The organism is Nocardia arthritidis NBRC 100137, assembly GCF_001612765.1.
GTDB classification, from domain to species: Bacteria; Actinomycetota; Actinomycetes; order Mycobacteriales; family Mycobacteriaceae; genus Nocardia; species Nocardia arthritidis.
Genome location: NZ_BDBB01000017.1, coordinates 105186 through 125968 on the forward strand (window position 1 = coordinate 105186; position 20783 = coordinate 125968).

Consider the following 20783-nt stretch of genomic DNA (forward strand, 5'->3'; position numbering starts at 1 on the left):
AGGAACGGTGAACTCCACGATGGCGAACGGCCAGTCCAACGTTCTCCGCGCGGCGGATCGGATCGGTCCCCACAGTCGGCGTCAGGCCACCCTGGCCCGGGCACTGCGCGAGGCGACCTACGAAGTGCTGCCCTTCAAAAGCGCCGAGGAGAACGTGCTCGCCCACGTCCCCACCGATGTCACGCTCACAGTCACCACGACCGAGGCCAAAGGCCTCGGACCGACCGTGGAACTGGCGAGCAGGCTGTGTCGGAGTGGCTACCGCGCGGCGCCGCACCTGGCCGCACGCCTGGTTCGGGACAAGGCGCACCTGTCCGACCTGGTTGACCAGCTCCGTGCGGCCGGGGTGACGGGGATCTTCGTCATCGCTGGTGACGCCTCCGAACCCGCGGGGGAGTTTCACGACGCGCTCGGACTCCTCGAGGCACTCAGGGCGATCGGGCATCCCTTCGACACCGTCGGGATCGGCGGCTATCCCGAGGGCCACGGCCTGATCGCCGACGCCCTGATCGAGCAGGCCATCGTCGCGAAAGCACCGCACGCCACCCAGGTCATCACCCAGCTCTGCTTCGACGCCGCCGCCACCATCGCATGGGCGGACAAGGTCCGCGCCGCCGGTGTCGACCTGCCGATCCGGGTCGGTATCCCAGGGGCGATCAGCCGACAAAAGCTCATCCGGGTCTCGGCCGGGCTGGGGCTGGGCCAGTCGGCGCGATTCCTGAAGAAGCAGCAGAACATGTTCTGGCGATTCTTCCTGCCCGGCGGTTACAGCCCGAACAAGCTCGTGGAGCGGCTGACGCCGGCCTTCGAGCGCGACGACGCGGGGCTTTCCGGGCTGCACGTGTTCACCTTCAACGAGCTCGACAGCACCGAGGCCTGGCGGCAGGCCTGGCTGCAAAAGCTGTCCTGATCCCGGCCCCTTCGCGGATAGGAGCGGAACAGAATGAGTGCCCAGGTCATCGACGGGCGGGCATGCGCCCGCGCGCTCAAGGACACCTTGACCGGTGAGGTCGCGCAGCTGCGCGGAGATGGGCTGGGTATCGGCCTGGCCACGGTGATGGTCGGGGAGGACTACAGCTCGGTGGCCTACGAGCGCCGCCTGCAGCGGCTGGCCGCGCGGATGGGCGTGCCCTACCTCCCCCATCGCCTCCCGCAGTCCGCCGCTGAGTCCGACGTGGTGTCGCTCGTGGAGCGGCTCAACGCCGACGCCCGGGTCTCCGGGAGCCTGGTGCTGCGGCCGCTGCCCGCGCCGATCGACGAATCCGTCGTGTTCCGGGCGATCGACCCCCGCAAGGACATCGAGGCGGTCCACCCGGAGAATGCGGGCCTGCTGGCTTTGGGGCGGCCGCGCTTCGTGCCGTCCACGGCCGCGTCGTGCTTTCACCTCCTCGATAGCTGGTTGGACTCGGTGGGGGAGGACCGGGCCGATTTCTACCACCGCGCGCTGATCGTCGTCGTCGGCCGCTCGAACAACGTCGGCAAGCCGGCGATCTCCCTCGGGTACGAGCGACAGGCCACCGTCCAGTCCGTCGACGAGTGGGCCGACCGCACCACCGGCATCGGCAGGCACACCCGCTGGGCGGACGTCCTCATCGTGGCAGCCGGGAAGGCGGGTCTGATAAAGGCCGAGCACGTCAGCGAGAACGCCGTGGTCATTGACGTCGGGATCAATCCTCAGCTCGGTGCCGACGGCGAGGTGCACATGGTCGGCGACGTCGACCACGCCTCGGTGGCCCCTCGCGTCCGCGCGCTCACGCCGGTGCCCGGCGGCGTCGGACCGGTGACCGACGTGTGGCTGTTGCGCAACGCCGTCCGCGCCGCCCGCCTGCAGGCCGGCGACGCGGTATCCGACTTCCCGGCGACACTTCTGGAGACATCATGACACCGCCGATCGGCGCCCAGCGCGCCGTGCTGACCCTGTCCTGCCCGGACGCCCCGGGCATCGTGCACGCGGTCTCCGAGCTCCTTGTGGATGCCGAGTGCACCATCGTGGAGAGCCAGCAGTTCGGCGACCCGAGCTCGGGCCGGTTCTTCATGCGGGTGGAGTTCGCCCGCATCGACGGCACCGCTCTCGACGTCGTGGACCTCCGTCGGCGGACGGGCGAGGTCTCCGACCACTTCAGCATGACGTGGCGTCTGGTGGACGCGTCCGACCGGCAGCGGGTCGTGCTGATGGTCAGCAAGTTCGCCCACTGCCTGAACGATCTGCTGTTCCGGAACTCGATCGGCGAGCTCAACCTCGACGTCGTCGCCGTGGTGTCCAACCACCCAGACCTCGGACGCCTCGCCGACAGCTACCGCGTGCCCTTCCGGCACATCCCGGTCACCCGTGACACCAAGGCCGAAGCTGAGGCCGTGCTCCTGGAACTCGTGCGCGAGGAGAACGTGGACTTGGTCGTGCTGGCCCGCTACATGCAGATCCTGTCCGATGACCTGTGCAAGCAGCTCGAGGGCCGGGCAATCAACATCCACCATTCGATGCTGCCGAGCTTCAAGGGCGCCAGGCCTTACCACCAGGCCCACGCGCGCGGGGTCAAGCTCATCGGCGCCACTGCCCATTACGTGACCGCCGACCTCGACGAAGGCCCGATCATCGAGCAGGAGCTGATCCGGGTCGACCATTCGCTGACCCCCGACCAGCTCGCCGCCCGCGGCCGCGAGGCCGAGAGCCGGGCCCTGGCCCGCGCCGTCCGCTGGCACAGCGAGAACCGGATCATCGTCAACGACACGAAGACGATCATCTTCCAGTGACCGTCGTTCTATTGACGCCGGCGGGCGAGAGGCCCGCTCGCAGGCGAGAGGTGTCAGACATCCCAGGAGCTTGGATGTCCAGGGGAGTCAGGCTGCGAGGTGTTGGTAGCGGTGTGACCAGGCTGCTGATTGGTTGTAGGGGGTTTGGGTTTTCAGGCAGCCGTGCAGGATTCCGACAGCCGGTTGCCGGGCTGGCGCAGAGTAGCGTTATGGCCGATCTCGCGGGCTGGTAGCTCGTCGTAGTAGGCCCGTGCCCCGGCGTTGTGCAGGATCGCCGCGCCTGCCTGCATGTGCAGGGCGTCGACGAGGCGGTCGTTGTGGATGAATCGTGCGTGGACGGTCTTGGTCTTGCCGGACTTGCGGGTGATCGGGGCGGTGCCGGCATAGTTCTTGCGCGATTTTGCGTCGGCGTAACGGCCCTCGGCGTCGCCGAATTCTGCGAGCACCCGGGCGCCGGTGATCACGCCCATGCCGGGTTGGCTGAGGTAGGTCTCAGCGTCCGGGTGCCGGCCAAAACACGCATCGACCTCGCCCTCGAGGATTTTGATCTGCTCGTTGGGGGTGGCCAGGGCCGCAACGGTGGCGCGCACCGACGCCGCGTAGGCGCCGGCCACGAAGTCGGCCTGGCCCGAGTGCTCGACGCGCAGCGCCGCTTGGATCGCCGCGGCCTTCGCGGGCACGTGGTGGCGTCGTACCCGTTTGAGTGCGGCGGTGATCTGGCCGATCGTCAGCCGGGCCGCGGCGGCGGAATCGGGGCCTTGGCGAGCAATTCGAGAGTGTCGGCACCGGCGAGCCCGAGCGGTTTGTATGCCTCGAGCGCGGCCGGGAAGTACTCGCGCAGCGCGGTGCGCAGCCGCAGCATGTGCCGGGTGCGTTCCCAGATCAGCGTCTGATGGGCGCGGGCGGCGACCGATACAGGATGAGCAAGGCCGCACGCTGAAGGCGGCCCGGCTGCCCGAGGGCATTGAGGGTATGGGTTGCATGAGCTGATCGCCCGGTTCCGGCCGCAGGATTCCGATCCCGGGCAGGTGCTGGTGTGCATCGAGACCGATCGCGGCCCGTGGGTGCGAGCGTTGGTCGCGACCGGCTATCAGGTCTACGGGGTCAACCCGAAACAGGCTGCGCGACCCCGGGAATTGCTGTCACTGTCGGGCGCCAAGGACGACAAGGCCGATGCACGCACCCCGGCCGATTTGCTGCGGACCCGCCGCCACCAGCTGCGCCAGGTCGCCGCCGATTCCGACGAGGCCACGGCGGTCAGAGGGGAGGGCGTCATGGCCGACGTCGGCGACCGACGGCTCGAGCAGCAGACCGTCGGACGGTTCCTCGACGCGCTAGCGGCCAGGCTGCCCGCCCCGGGGGGGGCACCACCGCGGCGCTGCAGGCGGTCCAGGCTTGGCGTTGCTGTCGATGGTCACCACGTACACGACCGGCCCGAAGTACGCCGAGCACGAACTGACTGTGAGCGGGATCGCGGCGGCCGCCGAGGATACGCGCGGGCAAGCCCTGCGCCTGGACTTCCCGGTCGTGCACGTCACCGGAACCAACGGCAAGACCAGCACCGCCCGCATGAGCGACGAGATCCTGCGTGCCCACGGACTTCGCGTCGGGCGCTACACGAGCCCCCACCTCACTTCGCTCCGGGAGCGCATCGTCGTCGACGGCGCCTCTCTACTGGCCGAGCGCTTTGTCGAGCTGTTCGAACGAATGCGCCCGTCGCTCGAGCTGCTCGACGCCGTCTCTGGCGCCCCGGTGTCGTGCTTCGAGGCCGTCACCGCGCTGGGGTTCCTGACGTTCGCCGCGGAGCGGGTCGACGTCGCTGTCGTGGAAGGTGGGAATGGGCGGGCGCTGGGACGCTACGAACGTTGCGGACGGCAGAGTCGCGGTCGTGACGCCCATCTCACTCGACCACACCGAGTTGCTCGGTCCCGACGAGATCTCCATCGCCCGCGAGAAGGCCGGGATCATCGAACCCGCCGCGACGGTAGTGCTCGCCGAGCAGTGTCCGGACGTCATGGAGGTGCTTGTGGAGCGCGCCCGTCTCATCGGCGCCGACGTCGTCGGGCCCGGGGAGGGAGTTCGGGTTGTAGGCCGGACACCTCGACCGGACGGCCAGCTGCTCCACCTGGCCGGATGGCTGGGCCGCTACCCAGAGACCCTGCTGCCGCTGCTGGGCGCTCATCAGGCACAGAACGCCGCGACGGCCGTTGGCGCCGTCGCGGCGTTCCTGGGCTGGGCGGGACGCTCGGTCGATCCCGTGGCGACGTCCGAGGCGCTCGCCCGAACGAAGTCGCCAGGGCGCCTGGACCTCCTCAGCGCGGACCCGCCCGTGCTCGTGGACGCCGCACACAACCCGAGCGGCGCCCGCACAAGCCTGGCTGCGGTACGGGAGGAGTTCCCGGGCAAGGAACTCGTGGTCGTGCTGGACGTCCTTGCCGACAAGGACGTCGATGGTCTGCTCAGCGCCCTGGCCCCAGGCGTCGGACAGCTGATCGCCGCGGAGAACACGTCGTCGCGCCACCTGCTGGCCGCCGAGCTGGCCAGCCGCGCCGCGACAGTCGTCTGTCCTGCTCACGTGCGCCTTCAGCCCGACCTGGGCCGGGCGCTCGACGAAGCCAGAGCGAGCGCCGTCGCGCGGGATGCCGTGCTACTCGTGACCGGGAGCGTCGTCACAGCGGGCGAGGCACTGACCCAGCTGCGCTCACGCCCGTGATGACCCGACGAGGAGCCGGGAGGCTGGAACAGATCTGTCAGGACAGGGCGGCGGCGACGCGCATCGCGTCGGCCGTTGCCGCGGCGTCGTGGACCCGCACCCCCCAGACACCGGCCCGAGCCGCGATCACCGACGTCGCGAGGGTCGCCGCGTCGCGCTGCGCCGCGGATCGGGGAGCGTCCGAGCTGCGAGTGATGACTTGGTCCAGGAACCGTTTGCGAGAGGCTCCGAGCAGCACCGGAAACCCCATACCGACCAGAGACGGGAGAGCACCGAGCAGGGCGAGATCGTGCTCCGGCCGTTTGGCGAACCCGATGCCTGGGTCCAGCACGAGCCGGGAGGGGTCGACGCCCGCGGCGACGGCGGCCTCGACTCGCGCCGACAGCTCGTCACGAACCTCGGCCACCACGTCAACGTAGTGCGCGGCCCGGTCCATAGTGCGGCTGTGCCCACGCCAATGCATCAGCACCCAGGGCACGCCCAATCTCGCTACCACGGAGGCCATCGCCGGATCGGCCAACCCGCCGCTGACGTCGTTGACCAGCACCGCTCCCGCATCAACGGCGGCCTCGGCCACCGCCGCGCGAGTCGTGTCGATGCTGACGGCGACGCCAGCGCTGGCGAGCGCAGCGACCACCGGGAGCACCCGTTGACGCTCAACGGCCTGGTCGACCCGCTTCGCGCCCGGGCGGGTCGACTCCCCTCCCACGTCGACGTAGGCGGCGCCAGCTCGGGCCAGCGCAAGCCCGCGGGTGATCGCGCGGTCCACCGAGGCGAACAGCCCGCCGTCGGAGAAGGAGTCGGGGGTGACGTTCAGGATCCCCATGACCACGCAAGCACCAGGCTGCGGGGTGCCTGTGGACGGCGATCCGCTGGTGGAGGGCACGAGCTGCTGTTCGGTCACGGTATGGGTCACGCGGCATCCAGATCGTCGGCGGGGAGACGGAACATTGCCATAATTATGTCTGTATCTACATACTGTTTGTCAAGGCGCGACTTGGGAAGTAGCGCACCATCCCGTCGGAGCGCGGCGTCAGATCCCGCATCGTGGCATTACGTTATCCTGAGCGTATTGACATACAGTGCTCAGCAGGAAGCGGAGGTCCTTGATGTCCCTGCGCATGGCAGTGCTTGCACTCCTGACCGCGCGGCCGATGACCGGTTTCGACTTGATGCGGCAGTTCGACTCCTCGGTCGGGTACCTCTGGAGTGCTCCGCATACTCAGATCTACCCGGAGCTGCGCAAGCTCGAACAGTCAGGCCTGGTCGCGGGCAAGGACCTGCCGCGGGGACAGAAGGGGACGAAGCGTCAGTACAGCATCACCGAGGCCGGCGTCGATGCGCTGCGCGCGATGATGGACGAGGTGGAAGAGCCGCGCCGTGAGCGGGATCCCTACCGACTGAAGGCGGCCTACATGGAGTGGGCCGATCCGGAGCGTGCGCGTGCGCAGCTCACCGCCCACCTCGAATACTTCCAGGCAGCACAGGTCCTCCACCAGCAGCAGCACGATCTCATCCTGGCGCGCAAGGTCACCCTATTGCGAGACCGTCTCGCCCACGTTCCCGTCGCCCAGCAGGAGGCGGTTATCGAGTTCAAGGCCTTCGCCTACGCGGGTCTGGTGCGCAAGGCCCAGGTCGAGGTCGAGTGGGCGCGCGAAGGGATCGAACTGCTCGATCGACTGGCGCGCAAGCGATCCGACAGTGAGGCCCTCGCCGAGGCTGTCGCGAGCAGGCCCGGCGCGTGAACACTGGACGGATCCAGCGCTGCTGTCGGAAGGAGACCTGAACAGGGATACTGGTGTCACGAGCCCCTCGACGTGGGGGAGGTCGCCATGTGCACACGGCTCTCGGGCGGGCAGCAGAGTCCCGCAGGGTCGGCGCGGTGACTCGCCGTGGCCGGTCTCCAGCGATGCCGCCCAGCGCGTCATCCCCGGCGGGCTGCTCACCGCCCCGGGCTTGCAGGTGCGAGTGTCCGATGTGGACACCGGCACGACGCTCGCTGCGGGAGCCGAGGGGAGCTGCCATTCGCCGGACCCACACTGTTCACCGGCTACCTCGCCGACGCCGCAGCGACCGCCCGCCCCCGCACCGCCGACGGCTGGTACCCACCGGCGACCGGGGCACCCTGCTACCCGACGGCTGGTTCCGCTACCTATCCCGGCTCGGCGACTCGATGCGGCTCAAGGGATACCTGGTCAACCCGGCGGACGTCGAGCCCTATCTGGCCGCGCATCCGGCCGTGAGCCTCGCCCAGCACAGCGGGGACGACCACCCGTCGCGTTCGTCACCGTCCGACCCGGGCACACGATCACTGCGGACAAACTGCTGGACCACTGCCGATCGGGCCTGGCCGGCTTCAAGGTCCCTGATCGCATCGAAATTCTCGACCAGTTCCCAACGACACTCAGCGCCAACGGCGAGAAGATCCGCAAGGACCGCCTACGCGAGGCCGCCGCGCGCCTGCTCGCGAAGCGAGATCTTGATCTCGATAGCGAAGGAACTCGCCGATTCGGACCCGGCGGCCGCGCAGGCCACCTTCGCCGCCGCGCAGGAAATCGCGGACAGGGCGGCGACCATCGCGAAATTGGCCGCCGCGCAGGCGCATCGAGGATTTTTCGAGGCGGCCGAGCGCACCGCGGCGACCATCGCGAACAAGGGCACACGGTCCGAAGCCATCGCGTCGATCGCCATCGCTCGGACCGATCGAGGTGATTTCGACGCGGCGCTGACATCGCTCACCGACCTGCCGGGCAGACAGGCGGCGGAGGTCGTGGAACATGTCGCGATCCGACTTGCCCGAGACGGACGCTACGGGGAGGCCAGGGCCGCCGCGGAGGCCGAGCGCGTACGGCGGTGGGCCCTGCCTCTGATGCCGATGATCCTCGCTCGCGCGCGCGCCGACAATGCGGAATTCGAGGACGCCGTGTCCACACTTCCCGAAATCGCCAACACATCGGATCGCGACGAATGTCGGGTGTATCTCGCGGAGAAGATGATCAAGGCCGGGTTGTTCGACGAGGCGCTGACCGTCGCGCAGGCATCGACGGATGAGTCCATTCGATCGACCATCGCCGCGCGGGTCGCTCGCACGCAGACCCGTGCGGGGCTGTTGGACGCCGCGTTGCGTACCAGCCGATCGATCGTGCAGGCGCGTCCCAGAGCGGAATGCCTGACGCTGATCGCCGAAGCGCTGACCGACCGGGACGACCATGATCGAGCCAGACACGTCCTGGAGTCCGCGATCAATGTCCTGGCGGTCATCACCGATGAGCAGGTCTACGCGCAAAGCCTTGCTCATATCGCGCTGGCGCAAACCATGGCGGGCGATTACGCGGAAGGGCAGTCCACGATTCGTCTGGTTTCGGTCGGTCGAGTGCGGCGGCTGACGCTCGCCCATATAGCGCGGGTACTGGCCGAAGGCGGATCGCCCGAGAGTCGGTCGCTCATCGCGGACACCACCACGAGCGTGCAGCGTGCGACGATTGAGAGGCGACATAGTCGGTCCTACTGGACATCGACAGCTTTCGCGAGCTATTGGTCCGATCCCTCGGTGACGTCAGTCTTCCGCGCCGATTTTCTCAGTGAGATCGAATTCTCGGTCGAGACCAGCCGCCGAGCCGCCGAATCGCGTGCTGTCAGTGGCGTGGTGCCCAACTGGTGCGAGCGTACGCGGAGACGGGTGATTTCGTCCGCGCGACAGAACTTCTGGCGAGTATTTCGGTCGATCGGACGGCCATCGATACCTCGGTGTATCTCGCGCGAGCACGGCTCGCCGCCGGTTCGAAGAAGCAGGCCGAGAGAATTCTGGCCGATGCGGTCGAGTCGGCACTCGCCGTCGAGTCGGTCCCGAGCCGGGTCGACCTCTTGTCCCACATCGCGCGAATCCAGGCGCTGGCCGGCAGCCACGGCCTTGCCCGCGAGAGTATCGCCGCGGCCTCGGAGGCGGCCTCGATGCTGGAATCGGGCATCGTTGCGGGGGAATGTTTGGCACATATCGCCAGAGCGCAGGCGGTGGTGGGCGACCGCAACGCGGCGGTCGCCACCGCCGACGCCGCGCGAACCTCGGTCGTTTTGAGTGGCGCCGACGAGAACTCGTCGGAGGTCCTCGCGCATATCGCGCACGCCTACAGCGCCGCGGGCGAACTCGATTCGGCGCGGGAGGTTTTGAGGGAGGCGATGGGCTGCGCGAGCCGTGCTGATTCCATGACGTTGATCGCTTTGGTCGCGCATCGAACGGGGGCAAGGGAATTGGCGGTGTCAGCGGTGCTCGCCGCCCTTTCCTGTCCTGGCTGGCCCGTAGCGCTGCAAGCGGTGGCACTGCTCGACAAGAACGCCGTCGGCGCGGTGGCCGCCACCTACATCGAGCAGGCCGCCCGCATGACCGCTACCGGAAAAGCGCAGTTGACTTGATCCCACGTGAGGTTGGTTCGCCGGCGTCCTCTAATACTGCAACGGCAGTCAGGTGAGTGGGTATCCGCGTCGTCGGTAGTGGGATAGGCGGGCTTGGTGTTGTCGTCGGCGTCGCCAGGTCGACCATGCCCAGACGCGGTGAGTGCAGCGGATGGCGGGTAGGAGCAGGGCGATGGTGAGGCGTCGGATCTCCGGTAGCGTGAGGCCGATCATGCCTTCTTCGCTGGCAGTGGTTCCCCTTTTGCGGCAACGGCTTTCGCCCCGGTGACCCAGGCCAGGGCGAGCATGGACAGGGTGATGTGGGCATACCAGGCCCGCTAGCTGCGGACCTGGTAGTGGTCCAGGCCGGCTTCGTTCTTGGCCTGCTGAAAACACTCCTCGATCCGCCACCGCGACTCCGCGATCCACGCCAGATCAGCGATCGTGGACCGGCGTGGCCCGTAGCAGACGTAGTAGGCGATCTCGCCGGGGTCAGTGATGCTGCGACGGGCCAGGAGCCAGTGCCCGCAGCCGGGTTCCCAGCCAATACGGATCGGGACCCGCGCCCAGTCGTAGTCGCGTCGCCCGTGCGCACCGGCACCGGACGACGAGGACACCCACTCACCTGACTGCCGTTGCAGTACTAAATCACAAATCCTGCGACTACGCTCGAACGCGCGATCGCTCGCGAATTCTAGGCAGCGGCACATCGTCCGCCACCTTCCGCTACAGGCGGACGAGAGGGTGGCGCTCGCCGGTGAGCGCGACCAGCACTTCGGCGACTGTGCCTAGTCGGCGAGGATCGTACCGCTCGCTACCCTCAGTACGGTCGACGTATGTGTGGCCGCACTTGAACAGGTTCACAGCGGAGCGCCCGAATTGATTCTTGACGAATTCTTCCGTGGTGCGGCGAATTGATTCTTGACGAATTCTTCCGTGGTGCGGCCGATCCAATCCATGTTCACCTGTAGTTCCTCAGCCCAGGAGAGTTCATCACGGAACCGACGGACGAGGTATTGGTAGCGAGCAAGAGCGACCGGCGCTCCGTCGCGGTACCGCAGTACCCGCTCGGTGACGTTGCGACCACCGCGGTTCCTTACGTGATCGAGCAGGCGGTGCATCAGGGTGGGGGAGATGGGTTGCCACCGGATCGCGCCGCCTCGTTCGTGGAGTTTCACCAGGCAGTCGTCGCGTTCGAGGTCCTCGATGGCCAGGGTGAGGACGGAGTTTCTTCGGCAGGCTGTTTCGATGTGTAGCCGAAGGATGAATGCGTCGAGTTCGGTGTCATCGCCGGTCGTCGAGGCCACGCGGCCGAGGTCTCTGATCTGGTCGAGACTCAGTGGACGGGCTGGTCCGGAAGCCTGGGATGTCCTGCGGGCTTTGACGGCCGGATTCGCATCCGGCTGGATCAGGCCGTCGGTCTCTGCGTTCTGGTAAAGGAAGCGTAGCGCCGCGATGAAGTTGGCTTCTGCCCCGTGGCCGCCTTTGCTGTTGGCTCGCGTGGCAGCTCGGCGCCGATGCTGGGCCGCGACCCCCTCGATTTCCGCTACCGTCAGAGAGTCGAGAAGTCGTTCGCCCCATTCTGTTTCGATGATCGGCCAGTAGGATCGGTAATGACTTGAGCCTTCTGGCTTCTTGATGGTGAGTCGCTGGATGTACTGACTGATCGTCGGTACGCGCGTTCGATCGGCTTGCCCGGATGCCAGATCGTCAAGGCTCAACCCTAGCGAAGCCACGAACCGTAGCGCGGCCTGGACGTCATCGTGCTTCATGCGCCAACCGCCTCGAACAGATCCGGGCGATACGACCACAGCGCCGCACCGACGGCGCGGAGAGGGCAGATCACCAGAACATCGCTGTCGAGCCCACCGGCCATCAGAACCCGCTGTCCGGTCCGCAGACGCGAGGCGCGCCGCGCCGCGACCGGGAGGAACAGGTAGCCGTTCGCCGCCACCGATGACTCGCTCTCGGGCGCACGGGTGATTCGCAGTAGTCCCTGGCTGGGCTCGATCGACAGCGGTTGACCAACTTGCCAGCCGAGGCTTTTGATCACCGATCGGTCACCCAACCGGCCCGCCGGATCGATCGTTGTCGTTGCACAAGTGAACTCACCCATCGGCGGCGCCGGCAACTCCACAGGGAAAGCGAACGGAACCGCTGCCGTTAGAGCCTGCTGCGCCACTGTTGGAGCGTTCACAGCACTATCTGCACCCTCGAGCTCGCCGCGGGCCTTGCTGTCGGCACCCGCAGGACCGTACGTCGAGCCGTACGTCGAGGATCCCGACGACTCCGCGTTCGAGACGGCCCCGTATCTCCGCCCATAATCGAATGGCAAGCTGCCAGAGTCTGTTTCCACGCTTCGATAACTCCATCTCGATTTTGTCGACGATCCGCCGCGCGGCAAGTTCGCACCTGCCCGGCAATCCCTACATCCGCTCCTGCAACCGACTGGTGGCCCCGGCCCTGGACATTTCCTGCCGACACCGGCACCCACCACTCGCAGGAGCAACCCCAGATTCGGACGTGCGTGCCGCACATCACGCCGCGAATCACCGGTAGTAGCGGCACGAAACATGCGGCATCCCAACCACTTCGAAGCATCCTGGTGAATGCGGTGAAGATCAAGGTCCAGAGCACGAAGATCAGACAGGGAGGACGTACCTTGCACGACCTTGCGGCGCGATCGATTCATCAGGTGCCTTCCATCCCCGACAGCTGAGAAGACGACCACACTGGGTGACGTTGTCGACTCCAGCAGGAGAAGCCGACCACCACCCACCCCGCAGACCGCAGCGACACCCTGCGGAGAGCAGAGGGCCGACATGCAGCAACCCGCCGACACAGCCAACCCGAGCCATGCTCCCGCTACTCTGCCGTCCGACCGACCCGCCCGCTCGACAGGTCCGCGGCCGCCGACCGATGCCTCCTCGGCCACCGACATAAGAAACACAGCCGCCGCCAGTCTGCGACGCGCTCTTTGCCGTAAGAATCGTTCCGCGCTCCAACCGGCGCGTTGCCGTCGCATCACCGCGCGGCCCGCACATCCATGCCGCTGCTGCTGCTTTCGAGCGGAGATCTGCGCAAATTTGCAGATCGACGGTGTCCGAATGCACCCCGTGGGCCGAAAAAGAATGCATCCTCTGCAAATTTGCGGAGAATGCATGACAAAAGTGTCCGGAGGGGGACTTGAACCCCCACGCCCGATAAAGGGCACTAGCACCTCAAGCTAGCGCGTCTGCCATTCCGCCACCCGGACCGGTGTGCTCAGCAAGATTATCGGATCACTCCGCGTGGACCAAATCGCGGCTGGACCTGCGGATTCTCGAGCGTGTCGGGATGGGCGGTCGCACGACTATCCGTGTGGGCCGGAGGCCGATGAGGCGCCGTTCGGTGAAATGTCATGATCGGCATGTCGGGCTATGCGATCACGCGGACGGCGTGCGGCTCCGACGCGGCTCGACAGCGCGGCCGAAGGTAGCGTGACCGGGATGCCGTCCGCGTGATCGCTGGCCGATCGGACCCGTTGCGCTGCGGATACAAGTAGCTGGTACCCGATCTCTCGGTGTACGCGTTGATGTGCCCGAAGGGGTCCAGCTGGGTTCGCATGCCATTTCCGGTGCGCGCTCGCCGCCACCGCCCGCAACGGAATGCCGGCGGCACTTGGCCCCGGTGGCTGCACCGTGACGGTATCGATCGGTGCGCCGGACCTCGGGCCGATCATGCGGCGCGAACGCAGACTGCACAGGGCGACGATGATCGACCTTCGACGGCCCGTACCCCTCCTCGAGCACCTCCGACCTTGCCCGTCGGGCGCGTACCCATGGCGCGCCCACCGCAACCACGACGGGCCGGTGGGTGTTCGACCGACTCCTCGCAGTTGGTGAGGGGCTGCGCAGGGTGGCGGTGGCCAGTGCCACGCACTCGGCGCTGTTTCCGGCCGTGAGGAACCGAGCCCGTTCACGCGTCTTCTACTCGAGGTTTCCTGCGGTGCGCGGATACGAGCGCCCCGACGTTGCCAGTTCCAGGCAGGGACGAGCTCGGTATTCCCATCGAGACCGCGTGGGATTACCGGACTGATCGGCACCACACGGATGTTCTGCTGGAAGAGGTCGCGGTGAGGGACGCCGAGTAGTTCAGATCACCGATGCGGGAGAACGGGAAGGACCCCGCGGGCCCGCTCGATCCGCTCCGCGCATCGCACGAGAGCTTCCACCGCGTCCGTGGGCGGGGTCTCCCGGCGCCAGATGGCGCGGAACCGGCGGGTGAGCAGTGCGGCGTCCGCGACCGGCACCCGCGCCACCCGGCCCGCGGTCAGCTCGGGTCCAGCGATCAGAGCGCTGAGCACCGAGGGCGCCATCGCGCCTCGGACCGCGCCCAGAATGGCTGCGGCGGAACCGAGTTCCGCGGCCGGGGGAGCGGGCGTGCAGTGCGCGGCGAGCATCTCCCACACCGTATCGCGAGTACCGGACCCTGGCTCTCGCCACAGCAGCGGGGTGGCGGCCAGTTCGCGAAGCGTGACCGGCTCGGTGCGGCGCGCCCACGGATGGTCCGGCCCCACGATGACGACCAGGTCGTCGGTGCCCAGCACCCGGCCGCTCAGACCGGCCGGAGGGTGTGGGCCCTCGACGAAACCGATGTCCGCCGCGCCCTCGCGCACCATGGCCTCCACCTGACGGCTGTTGCCGACCTCCAGCGCCACCACGGCGTCGGGCCGGACTGTCCGCAGGGCCGCCAGCCACTGTGGAATACGGTGATCGGCGATAGTTTTGGAGGCCGCGATGCGCGCCCGCGGCGCCCGCTCGGCATGAAGACCCGCGACGGCGTTCGTGAACGCCTGCGCTGCCGCGAGCACCGTCCGCGCGTGCTCGACCACGGTGCGACCCGCGTCGGTGAGCGCCGAACCGGTCGGGCCGCGATCGAGCAGCCGCAGCCGTAACCGGCGCTCCAGCGCACTGATCCGCATGCTGGCCGCCGGCTGGCTGATCCCCTGCCTGCGCGCGGCCGCGCCCAGACTGCCTGTCTCCGCCACCGAGACCAGCAGGTCCAGCACGGTGAGATCGGGAGTTTCAGGGCCCAAGGTCATAAGCCGAGCTTATGACGTCGGTGGGAATCGTGGTCTACCAGGCAAGCGCCGCTGCGGCCACCATCGGGCAGGTGAACACGCTGCACCGATTCGTCCCCGGCCTGGCGCTGGCCGCGTTCCTCGCTACTCTGTCCACCGTCGCCGGGCGCCTCGTTCCAGCGGTCGGCGCGCCGGTGACCGCCCTCACCGCCGGCATCCTCATCGGCGCGCTCGCGCGCGGCGGGGGGACCGACACCGGGCGGTTCGCGCCCGGCCTGGCGTTCACCCGCGATCGCGTACTCGCCTGCGCCGTCGTGCTGCTCGGCCTGGACCTGCCCGTCGACGCGGTACTCACCGTCGGCCGCGACACCGCAGTCGTGCTACTGGGCACGCTGCTGGCAGGCGCGGTCGCGGCGGTGTTCGTGGGCCGATTACTCGCACTGCACCGCGAGTCGGAGATCCTGATCGCGGCCGGCACCACCATCTGCGGAGCATCCGCCATAGCCGCGGTCACCGCGGTCATCGCGCCCGCACGGGACCGGGTGGCGTACGCGCTCGGCACCATCTTCGTCTTCAATATCGTTGCGGTGCTCGTCTATCCGCCACTGGGACGGATGCTCGGCCTCTCGCAGCAGGCGTTCGGTCTGTGGGCTGGCACCGCGATCAACGACACCTCCTCGGTGCTCGCCGCCGGTGTGGCGTTCGGACCGGTGGCCGCGTCGTTCGCGGTGATCGTCAAACTGGCGCGCAGCCTCATGATCGTGCCGCTGTGCATCGGGCTGCACTTCACCGAGTGCCGCGTGCCCCGCCGGGACGCCGCTGGAACAGCCCCGATGTGGCGCACCATCCCGCTGTTCGTTGTGCTGTTCCTCGCCGCCTCGGTGATCGCCGGAACCGGGGTGCTGCCCGTGAGGTGGACTGTCGCGTCCACCGCGGTGAGCGGCTGGCTGGTCGCGGCGGTGCTGGCCGCCGTCGGCGCCTCGCTGGACTGGCGGCGCATGCGCGCCACCGGCCCGCGCCCGCTGCTCTACGGCGGCATCCTCGGCCTGGTGCTCGCTGTCTCCGCCCTGCTGCTGCTCGCGGCGACCGGATGGACCTGATCACGCATACGGCCCGTCGGCCGAAGTTCGACGCCGAGAACTCGACGGCCTCGGGGCCTCGGCTCGTAGAGAGCCCCATAGCTCAGGTCGATGACGGCGTCGGTATCGAGATCGTCCGGCAGTTCGCCGTTGTCGATTCCGGCGGCGATGAGCACGCCCACGTCGGTACGCCGGCCGTCGAGGAACCGTTCGCGTAATGCCGTGGCCAGTTCGGGTCGTGCTGAGCGGCTGCGATCAAGGCGACGAACGGGCGCCTGGCCTCGGGGGAGTTCATCAACTGCGCCACGCGCCGGAGCTGGATCCGCAACCGGGTCAGCGCATCGCCGTCGGCGGGAGCCTCCATCCGGTCGGCGAAGGCGTCGGTGAAGGCATCCATCGACACCGTTGTCTTGGTCGGCCACCACCGATAGATGATGTTCTTGCTGACACCGGCCCCGGACGCGGACGCGCGATCCATGCCGGACTGACCGGACAACTCGCCGAGCTGCCCGAACCGGTCACTGTCGCCTGATCCTCGGCGGCCGGGTACCGCGCCTCCGTCGCAGCGAGGGGGAACCGTCGAAGGCAGGCAGATACCGTCGGCAATCCAGGCACCACTGGGTAGTGGGAATCACTCGAAGGAGGTGGATCGGGATCTCGGTGTCGCAGCCGCGGCAGCGGCCGTAGCGGCCTGAGGTGATGAGGCTGATGGTTCCATCGATGTCGGCCAACGCGTGCCGTGCGGCGACGGCCAATTTCTCGGCGACCTGCCGCCTGGCCACTTCCGCCGCCTCGGTGGGTTCGGCCGCGCGATCGATCTCGGCTTCGAGTTCGGCCAGTTGTCGCACTCGGAAGCGACGTTGCTGATCCAGTCCGGCTCGCAGCACCGGTAGGTGATCGGAAAAGCGTTCGGGTGAGGCGGTGTGTGCGGTAGTCATCCGGGTCTCCAGGGCTGGTGGTTCGGAATGTGCTGGGCAGAGTCGGTGTCAGTGCGCGCCGGCGGCCGCAGCGGCCCGTCCGGCAGCGACGGTCACCGCGCGGATTCCGGGCACCGTGCGGGTCAGGGCGAGGGCGATGCGCCGTTCGGACTCGTCGGCGAACCGGCCGGAGACGGTGGCGTCACCATCCTCGACAGTGACCTGCCAGCGCTGTGCGCCGGTGTATTGATCAAGCAGCTTCTGGGCGTCGGCCGCGAGTGCGTCGTCGGGGGTGAGCATGATTCGTAACGCGTCGCCGCGGCTGAACATCCCGACCACGCGGCCGTCGGCATCGACGACCGGCAGACTGCGGAGTCCGTGGCCCACCAGCCTGCTCATCACCTCGGCCAGCGCCGCGGCGGCGGGGATCGACACCGCCGGCGTGGTCATCACCGCACCGACCGTGCCGTCGAGTTCGCCGGTACGCAAGAGATCACCGCTGGTGATCACCCCGATGAGGCGATCGGCCTGGTCGAGAACCGGCAACGCCGCGTAGCCCAGTTCGGCGAGCATCAGCGCCGCGGCGCGTGCCGGATCGTCCTGCCGCACAGCAATGATCGGCCGTTGCATGACCTCACATACCTGCATGTTCCTCATGCCGTTCAACTCCGCTTCAGCTAGTATCGGTTCGGCTCCGAAGGCGGAACCGTTGTCGCTCCCGGCCGGGTGGGAAGTGTCGTCAGGGACGGGCCGAGGCGGCGCCGCCCCTGACGACGCGCAGGCCCTGGTGCAGGGCTGGTCTCAGTCGCTCGGACCTGCCGGCATCGCCGACTTGCTCTTCCTGCCTTGCGACTGCTGCTCAACTCCATGATCGTTCGGTGTCGAGAAGTTCGGTTGCGCTGATCAGACGATCGAGGAGCCGGGATTTGTGGCGGCAGCACAGCGCGGGCTCAGGCGTGGTCGGTGACGGCGAGTTCGATCATCATGGCAAGCCGTCTGCGGGGGTCGTCCAATCCGAGGTCGGTCACCACGGCCATCTTGCGCAGCCGGTTACGCACGGTGTTCTCGTGCACCCCTAGTTGCGCACCCGCCTCTGCCGGGTCGCCTTGCGCCTGCAACCAGGCGCGCAGCGTCGCCACATATCGGGTGGAGTTCGTGCGGTCGTGGCGCCGCAACTCCGAAATCGGCCCCCGCGTGGGGACGCGCCCGGAAAGCCCTGCGGTGCGCAACCGTTGGAGCAGGATTTCGTCCCACGACTCGTCGTAGGCGGGGGCGCAGCACCCGTTGATCGGGCCTCGTGCAGCGCCAGGCATTCGTCGGCCTCTCGGCGCGCCGAGGCCAATTCTGTGGCCCTTGCAACACCGCTGATGCCGGCCAGCACCGTCATCCGGGTGGGCAGTGCCGCTTGTCGCTCGCTTATCCAGCGGCGTGCTGCTCGTCTGCGATCCGACCCCGCAGCGCGAGCACCCGCAAACCCTCCGGCGCCAACCCCAGCCTGCTGGCCACCGTCGCCGCGTCCGCCGCGCCTTCCAATAAACGGGTCACCGATTCGGATTCCACCTGACGTTCCAGGTCCGCGCTGGCCCGCGACCGCAGCAGATGCAGGGCCACCGTGCGCGCGCCGTCGGTCAGCGCCTGGTGTCGAGCCCCGTGTAGCGGCGCGGGGCATGACACCCATACCGAGCCCAGCAGTTGCCTGCCCACACGCACGGCCACGACCATCCGCCCCGTCATCGCGCGATCTGCCTGCGCGGGCACGAACAACGGTTCCGTCGAATCCGCCAAATGTGCGAAGACACCCTGCGTTTCGAACACCGCGCGCAACCACTGTGGCATCTGCCGCCCCAGGATCGTCTCCACCCGCGCGGGATCGAGGGGCTGCTGCGGTCTGGAATACGCCAGCACCCGGGACAGGCGGTCCTCGATCGTCACTGCTCCGCCGACCGCGTCGGCCAGGCTGTCGGCCAAGGCGAACAAATCGGTCGGACCGCGACCGGCTTCGGTCTCGCGTCCTTCCAGCACCAACCCGTAGACCACCGCGGCCACCTCACTCCAGGCCACCGCGGGGTCGATCACCAGCACGGCGACCCCCTCGATCTTCGGCTCGTCGTCGGTTTGCTCATCCCCGCGGAAGAGCACGACGACAGCCCGCGCCGCCACCGCCCAGTCCACCACCTCCGATACCGAGCGCGCCCCGATCCCCAGCAGCACGTCGCCCGCTTCCGTCGGGTCATGCTCGGCTCCGTGAATCACCACACTGCGTAAGGGGGTGGACCGGGCACCCGAACCCAACCGCAGACGGACCCCTGAGCGCCGGCACCCGCCGGTGCAGGCGACCGACGCCCCGCCGACATCGGCGAGTACGCCGTACCGAGCGCGCAGGCCGACGGAGTCTCAGCGGAAACAGCCCCGGCACGAGCCCCTGCCACATATCGAACGGTACGCCTGCCAGGAGGCCCAGCTGGTGAGATCACCTACTCCACTCTCCGGTTCTGGCCTGCCGGTATGGCCGGGTCAGCCGCCGTGACCGGTCGAGGTTTGTTCGACGAGGGTTGCGGTAGCACGGTCGAGGAACTCGCAGAGCCTTCTGTGCTCGTCAGGGGTGAAGCGGTCCGTGAGGGCGCGTTCGAGCACGATGACTTCCTGGTAGGCACGGTCGAGCAGGCCATGGCCTGCCGGGGTGAGAGTGACGATGAGGACTTTGGCGTGCACCGGGGACGGTTGCCGGTCGACGAGTCCTTTGTTCTGCATGCCGGTCAGGACTTGGTGGCCATGCTCTGCTGGGTGACTCCGCACGCGCGAGCCAGTTGGGCGCCGGACATGGCGTCCTCGCGGGACAGGGTCAGCAGCACCGTGTATTGGGGTCGAGTCGCGGGCGAGATCATCGCGGTGGGGGAGGGCGTGGACGACGACAGGATCGGCGAGCAGGTCGTGGCGCCGGCGGGCACCGACGTGCGTCCGGCACATGAACGACCAGACGGCCGCGGTACTCGGTGGACCATGTTCAGCCGTGCTCGGGCTCTACCGGGAGCCACAGTTCGGAGTCGGCCTCGGTCTTCTCCGGCGACAGGCGGGTGCGAAGTATCTCAGGGCCGGTGCGGGTGCGGTACGGGTTCGACGGGAACCACTCGGTGAACACGTCCCGCCACAGCTCCTGGACGGCCTGCAGTGCCGGCCCGGACGTGGTGAAGACCGCCCAGGTGCCGGCCGGGACGGTCAACGTGGTCGCGCCCTCCCGCTTGGCCGGAGAGGTAATGACGCCGTGGTGGTAGTCGAGTTCAGTGCCCTCGGCGCGGCTGGGGTCCATGCCGTCGCAGACCGAGACGATGCCGTGCGGCTCCTGGTCCGACAGCTTCTCCAGGCCCTGCAGAGTGTGCGGGTCGATCCTGCGGACAAAGTCAATGATCGCCTGGTTCGGCCCAGCATGCACCAGCGGTACCCGGGTCTCGAGTCCGACGACGTCGAAGGCCGCCTTGTCCACGATGCGGTATCGCATACTGCTACTCCCTTCGATGGTGAGGCGGAAAGCCATCCGGGACTGGGAGTTGAGCGCGGCGCCGGTACGCCGGGCCTCGCCCGGTCCGATGCCGTGCATGGCACGGAATGCCCGCGCGAACGCCTCGCCGGAGCCATAGCCATAGCGCACCGCGATCTCCAGCAGCGTCTCACGCCCCGCGAGCACTTCGGCGCCCGCGAGGGTGAGCCGACGGCGCCGGACGTACTCCGACAGCGGCATGCCCGCGAGCGCGGAGAACATCCGACGCAGGTGGTACTCCGAGGTGGACGCGATGCGTGCCACCTCCTCCACGTCGCCAGCCCGGTCGAGATTGCACTCGATGTGCTCCATGGCCTGGTTCAGCCGCTCCAGCATG

At 68.0% G+C, this 20783-nt stretch carries 21 protein-coding genes, 1 tRNA gene and 3 pseudogenes; 9 read left to right on the plus strand and 16 right to left on the minus strand.

Going from position 1 to position 20783, the window contains the following annotated elements; translation table 11 throughout:
- The first annotated feature begins 7 nt into the window (after nucleotides 1-7).
- The 3 genes from NA8_RS14185 to purU are packed head-to-tail and all read left to right on the plus strand — an operon-like array spanning nucleotide 8 to nucleotide 2751.
- Entirely contained in the window at nucleotides 8-910 is a 903-nt protein-coding gene (locus tag NA8_RS14185) for a methylenetetrahydrofolate reductase (protein ID WP_218019453.1), read from the plus strand.
- Between the two features lie 33 nt (nucleotides 911-943).
- A complete protein-coding gene (locus tag NA8_RS14190) occupies nucleotides 944-1882 on the plus strand; it encodes a bifunctional 5,10-methylenetetrahydrofolate dehydrogenase/5,10-methenyltetrahydrofolate cyclohydrolase (protein ID WP_063050856.1) in 939 nt (312 codons plus the stop codon).
- Entirely contained in the window at nucleotides 1879-2751 is an 873-nt protein-coding gene (gene purU, locus NA8_RS14195; protein ID WP_063050857.1) for a formyltetrahydrofolate deformylase, read from the plus strand. The genes NA8_RS14190 and purU overlap by 4 nt, the downstream gene beginning before the upstream one ends.
- Before the next feature lie 152 nt (nucleotides 2752-2903).
- Here the strand turns inward: purU and NA8_RS35100 are convergent, their stop codons facing one another.
- Together NA8_RS35100 and NA8_RS35535 are read right to left on the minus strand one after the other, a co-directional pair.
- Nucleotides 2904-3431, minus strand: coding sequence for an IS110 family transposase (locus NA8_RS35100; protein WP_063050858.1), 528 nt, complete (start codon nucleotides 3429-3431; stop codon nucleotides 2904-2906).
- Between the two features lie 47 nt (nucleotides 3432-3478).
- On the minus strand, nucleotides 3479-3613 hold the full coding sequence (locus tag NA8_RS35535) for a hypothetical protein (RefSeq protein ID WP_281199023.1): 135 nt from the start codon (nucleotides 3611-3613) through the stop codon (nucleotides 3479-3481).
- A gap of 172 nt (nucleotides 3614-3785) precedes the next feature.
- Here NA8_RS35535 and NA8_RS35105 point away from each other — a divergent pair, with 172 nt between their 5' ends.
- Together NA8_RS35105 and NA8_RS14210 are read left to right on the plus strand one after the other, a co-directional pair.
- Entirely contained in the window at nucleotides 3786-4643 is an 858-nt protein-coding gene (locus NA8_RS35105) for an IS110 family transposase (RefSeq protein ID WP_245663836.1), read from the plus strand.
- Nucleotides 4589-5464 carry a bifunctional folylpolyglutamate synthase/dihydrofolate synthase gene (locus NA8_RS14210; RefSeq protein WP_084466790.1) on the plus strand — a complete coding sequence of 292 codons (876 nt, stop codon included), beginning with the start codon at nucleotides 4589-4591 and terminating at the stop codon, nucleotides 5462-5464. Before NA8_RS35105 ends, NA8_RS14210 begins: the two co-directional genes overlap by 55 nt.
- Before the next feature lie 37 nt (nucleotides 5465-5501).
- On the opposite strand, the gene folP is transcribed toward NA8_RS14210, so the two are convergent.
- Nucleotides 5502-6290, minus strand: coding sequence for a dihydropteroate synthase (gene folP, locus NA8_RS14215; RefSeq protein WP_063050911.1), 789 nt, complete (start codon nucleotides 6288-6290; stop codon nucleotides 5502-5504).
- A gap of 283 nt (nucleotides 6291-6573) precedes the next feature.
- On the opposite strand from folP, the gene NA8_RS14220 reads away from it, so the two are divergent.
- Entirely contained in the window at nucleotides 6574-7209 is a 636-nt protein-coding gene (locus NA8_RS14220) for a PadR family transcriptional regulator (protein WP_084466791.1), read from the plus strand.
- Between the two features lie 232 nt (nucleotides 7210-7441).
- Nucleotides 7442-7861 (plus strand): annotated as a pseudogene (locus NA8_RS35745) (AMP-binding enzyme); the annotation flags it as partial.
- Nucleotides 7862-7903: 42 nt separating this feature from the next.
- Here NA8_RS35745 and NA8_RS35110 read toward each other — a convergent pair.
- Nucleotides 7904-8155, minus strand: coding sequence for a hypothetical protein (locus NA8_RS35110; protein ID WP_063050862.1), 252 nt, complete (start codon nucleotides 8153-8155; stop codon nucleotides 7904-7906).
- A 966-nt stretch (nucleotides 8156-9121) separates the two neighbouring features.
- On the opposite strand from NA8_RS35110, the gene NA8_RS14235 reads away from it, so the two are divergent.
- A complete protein-coding gene (locus tag NA8_RS14235) occupies nucleotides 9122-9874 on the plus strand; it encodes a hypothetical protein (RefSeq protein WP_063050864.1) in 753 nt (250 codons plus the stop codon).
- A 209-nt stretch (nucleotides 9875-10083) separates the two neighbouring features.
- On the opposite strand, the pseudogene NA8_RS14240 reads toward NA8_RS14235, so the two are convergent.
- The 5 genes and pseudogenes from NA8_RS14240 to NA8_RS14260 all read right to left on the minus strand — a co-directional run.
- Nucleotides 10084-10461: pseudogene (locus tag NA8_RS14240) on the minus strand (IS701 family transposase); the annotation flags it as partial.
- A 252-nt stretch (nucleotides 10462-10713) separates the two neighbouring features.
- Nucleotides 10714-11625, minus strand: a complete 912-nt coding sequence (locus NA8_RS14245) for a site-specific integrase (RefSeq protein WP_063050865.1) — start codon at nucleotides 11623-11625, stop codon at nucleotides 10714-10716.
- The gene (locus tag NA8_RS14250) at nucleotides 11622-12035 is read right to left on the minus strand and encodes a hypothetical protein (protein ID WP_157106696.1); all 414 of its coding nucleotides are present in this window, start codon (nucleotides 12033-12035) and stop codon (nucleotides 11622-11624) included. The genes NA8_RS14245 and NA8_RS14250 overlap by 4 nt, the downstream gene beginning before the upstream one ends.
- A 989-nt stretch (nucleotides 12036-13024) precedes the next feature.
- Nucleotides 13025-13109 (minus strand) — tRNA-Leu (locus NA8_RS14255).
- An 882-nt stretch (nucleotides 13110-13991) separates the two neighbouring features.
- Nucleotides 13992-14936 carry a LysR substrate-binding domain-containing protein gene (locus NA8_RS14260; RefSeq protein ID WP_063050867.1) on the minus strand — a complete coding sequence of 315 codons (945 nt, stop codon included), beginning with the start codon at nucleotides 14934-14936 and terminating at the stop codon, nucleotides 13992-13994.
- A gap of 11 nt (nucleotides 14937-14947) precedes the next feature.
- On the opposite strand from NA8_RS14260, the gene NA8_RS14265 reads away from it, so the two are divergent.
- Complete coding sequence (locus NA8_RS14265) at nucleotides 14948-16015, plus strand: YeiH family protein (protein ID WP_245663827.1); 1068 nt, start codon at nucleotides 14948-14950, stop codon at nucleotides 16013-16015.
- Here the strand turns inward: NA8_RS14265 and NA8_RS14270 are convergent.
- From NA8_RS14270 to NA8_RS14295, 7 genes and pseudogenes are all read right to left on the minus strand, one after another.
- Entirely contained in the window at nucleotides 15943-16419 is a 477-nt protein-coding gene (locus tag NA8_RS14270; RefSeq protein WP_084466792.1) for a TetR-like C-terminal domain-containing protein, read from the minus strand. The two genes, NA8_RS14265 and NA8_RS14270, sit on opposite strands and share 73 nt — an antisense overlap.
- A gap of 93 nt (nucleotides 16420-16512) precedes the next feature.
- Entirely contained in the window at nucleotides 16513-16932 is a 420-nt protein-coding gene (locus NA8_RS14275) for a TraR/DksA family transcriptional regulator (RefSeq protein ID WP_063050869.1), read from the minus strand.
- Nucleotides 16933-16980: 48 nt separating this feature from the next.
- On the minus strand, nucleotides 16981-17568 hold the full coding sequence (locus tag NA8_RS14280) for a CBS domain-containing protein (RefSeq protein WP_063050870.1): 588 nt from the start codon (nucleotides 17566-17568) through the stop codon (nucleotides 16981-16983).
- 293 nt (nucleotides 17569-17861) lie between these two features.
- Nucleotides 17862-19209: pseudogene (locus tag NA8_RS14285) on the minus strand (PucR family transcriptional regulator).
- A 216-nt stretch (nucleotides 19210-19425) separates the two neighbouring features.
- Nucleotides 19426-19662 (minus strand): MarR family winged helix-turn-helix transcriptional regulator, encoded by a 237-nt coding sequence (locus NA8_RS14290; RefSeq protein WP_218019454.1) that lies wholly within the window; start codon nucleotides 19660-19662, stop codon nucleotides 19426-19428.
- A 5-nt stretch (nucleotides 19663-19667) separates the two neighbouring features.
- Nucleotides 19668-19859 carry a helix-turn-helix domain-containing protein gene (locus NA8_RS34690; RefSeq protein WP_218019455.1) on the minus strand — a complete coding sequence of 64 codons (192 nt, stop codon included), beginning with the start codon at nucleotides 19857-19859 and terminating at the stop codon, nucleotides 19668-19670.
- Between the two features lie 56 nt (nucleotides 19860-19915).
- Nucleotides 19916-20782 (minus strand): AraC family transcriptional regulator, encoded by an 867-nt coding sequence (locus tag NA8_RS14295; protein WP_063050871.1) that lies wholly within the window; start codon nucleotides 20780-20782, stop codon nucleotides 19916-19918.
- Nucleotide 20783 lies beyond the last annotated feature (1 nt).

What these genes read in the sequence shown, in the direction of transcription:
- NA8_RS14190 (WP_063050856.1), top strand. Translation starts at nt 944, where the DNA reads ATGAGTGCCCAGGTCATCGACGGGCGGGCATGCGCCCGCGCGCTCAAG.
- purU (WP_063050857.1), top strand. Translation starts at nt 1,879, where the DNA reads ATGACACCGCCGATCGGCGCCCAGCGCGCCGTGCTGACCCTGTCCTGC.
- NA8_RS35535 (WP_281199023.1), bottom strand. Translation starts at nt 3,613, where the DNA reads ATGCTGCGGCTGCGCACCGCGCTGCGCGAGTACTTCCCGGCCGCGCTC.
- NA8_RS14210 (WP_084466790.1), top strand. Translation starts at nt 4,589, where the DNA reads ATGGGCGGGCGCTGGGACGCTACGAACGTTGCGGACGGCAGAGTCGCG.
- folP (WP_063050911.1), bottom strand. Translation starts at nt 6,290, where the DNA reads ATGGGGATCCTGAACGTCACCCCCGACTCCTTCTCCGACGGCGGGCTG.
- NA8_RS14220 (WP_084466791.1), top strand. Translation starts at nt 6,574, where the DNA reads ATGTCCCTGCGCATGGCAGTGCTTGCACTCCTGACCGCGCGGCCGATG.
- NA8_RS35110 (WP_063050862.1), bottom strand. Translation starts at nt 8,155, where the DNA reads ATGGCGATCGACGCGATGGCTTCGGACCGTGTGCCCTTGTTCGCGATG.
- NA8_RS14245 (WP_063050865.1), bottom strand. Translation starts at nt 11,625, where the DNA reads ATGAAGCACGATGACGTCCAGGCCGCGCTACGGTTCGTGGCTTCGCTA.
- NA8_RS14260 (WP_063050867.1), bottom strand. Translation starts at nt 14,936, where the DNA reads ATGACCTTGGGCCCTGAAACTCCCGATCTCACCGTGCTGGACCTGCTG.
- NA8_RS14265 (WP_245663827.1), top strand. Translation starts at nt 14,948, where the DNA reads ATGACGTCGGTGGGAATCGTGGTCTACCAGGCAAGCGCCGCTGCGGCC.
- NA8_RS14275 (WP_063050869.1), bottom strand. Translation starts at nt 16,932, where the DNA reads ATGACTACCGCACACACCGCCTCACCCGAACGCTTTTCCGATCACCTA.
- NA8_RS14280 (WP_063050870.1), bottom strand. Translation starts at nt 17,568, where the DNA reads ATGAGGAACATGCAGGTATGTGAGGTCATGCAACGGCCGATCATTGCT.
- NA8_RS14290 (WP_218019454.1), bottom strand. Translation starts at nt 19,662, where the DNA reads ATGCAGAACAAAGGACTCGTCGACCGGCAACCGTCCCCGGTGCACGCC.
- NA8_RS14295 (WP_063050871.1), bottom strand. Translation starts at nt 20,782, where the DNA reads ATGCTGGAGCGGCTGAACCAGGCCATGGAGCACATCGAGTGCAATCTC.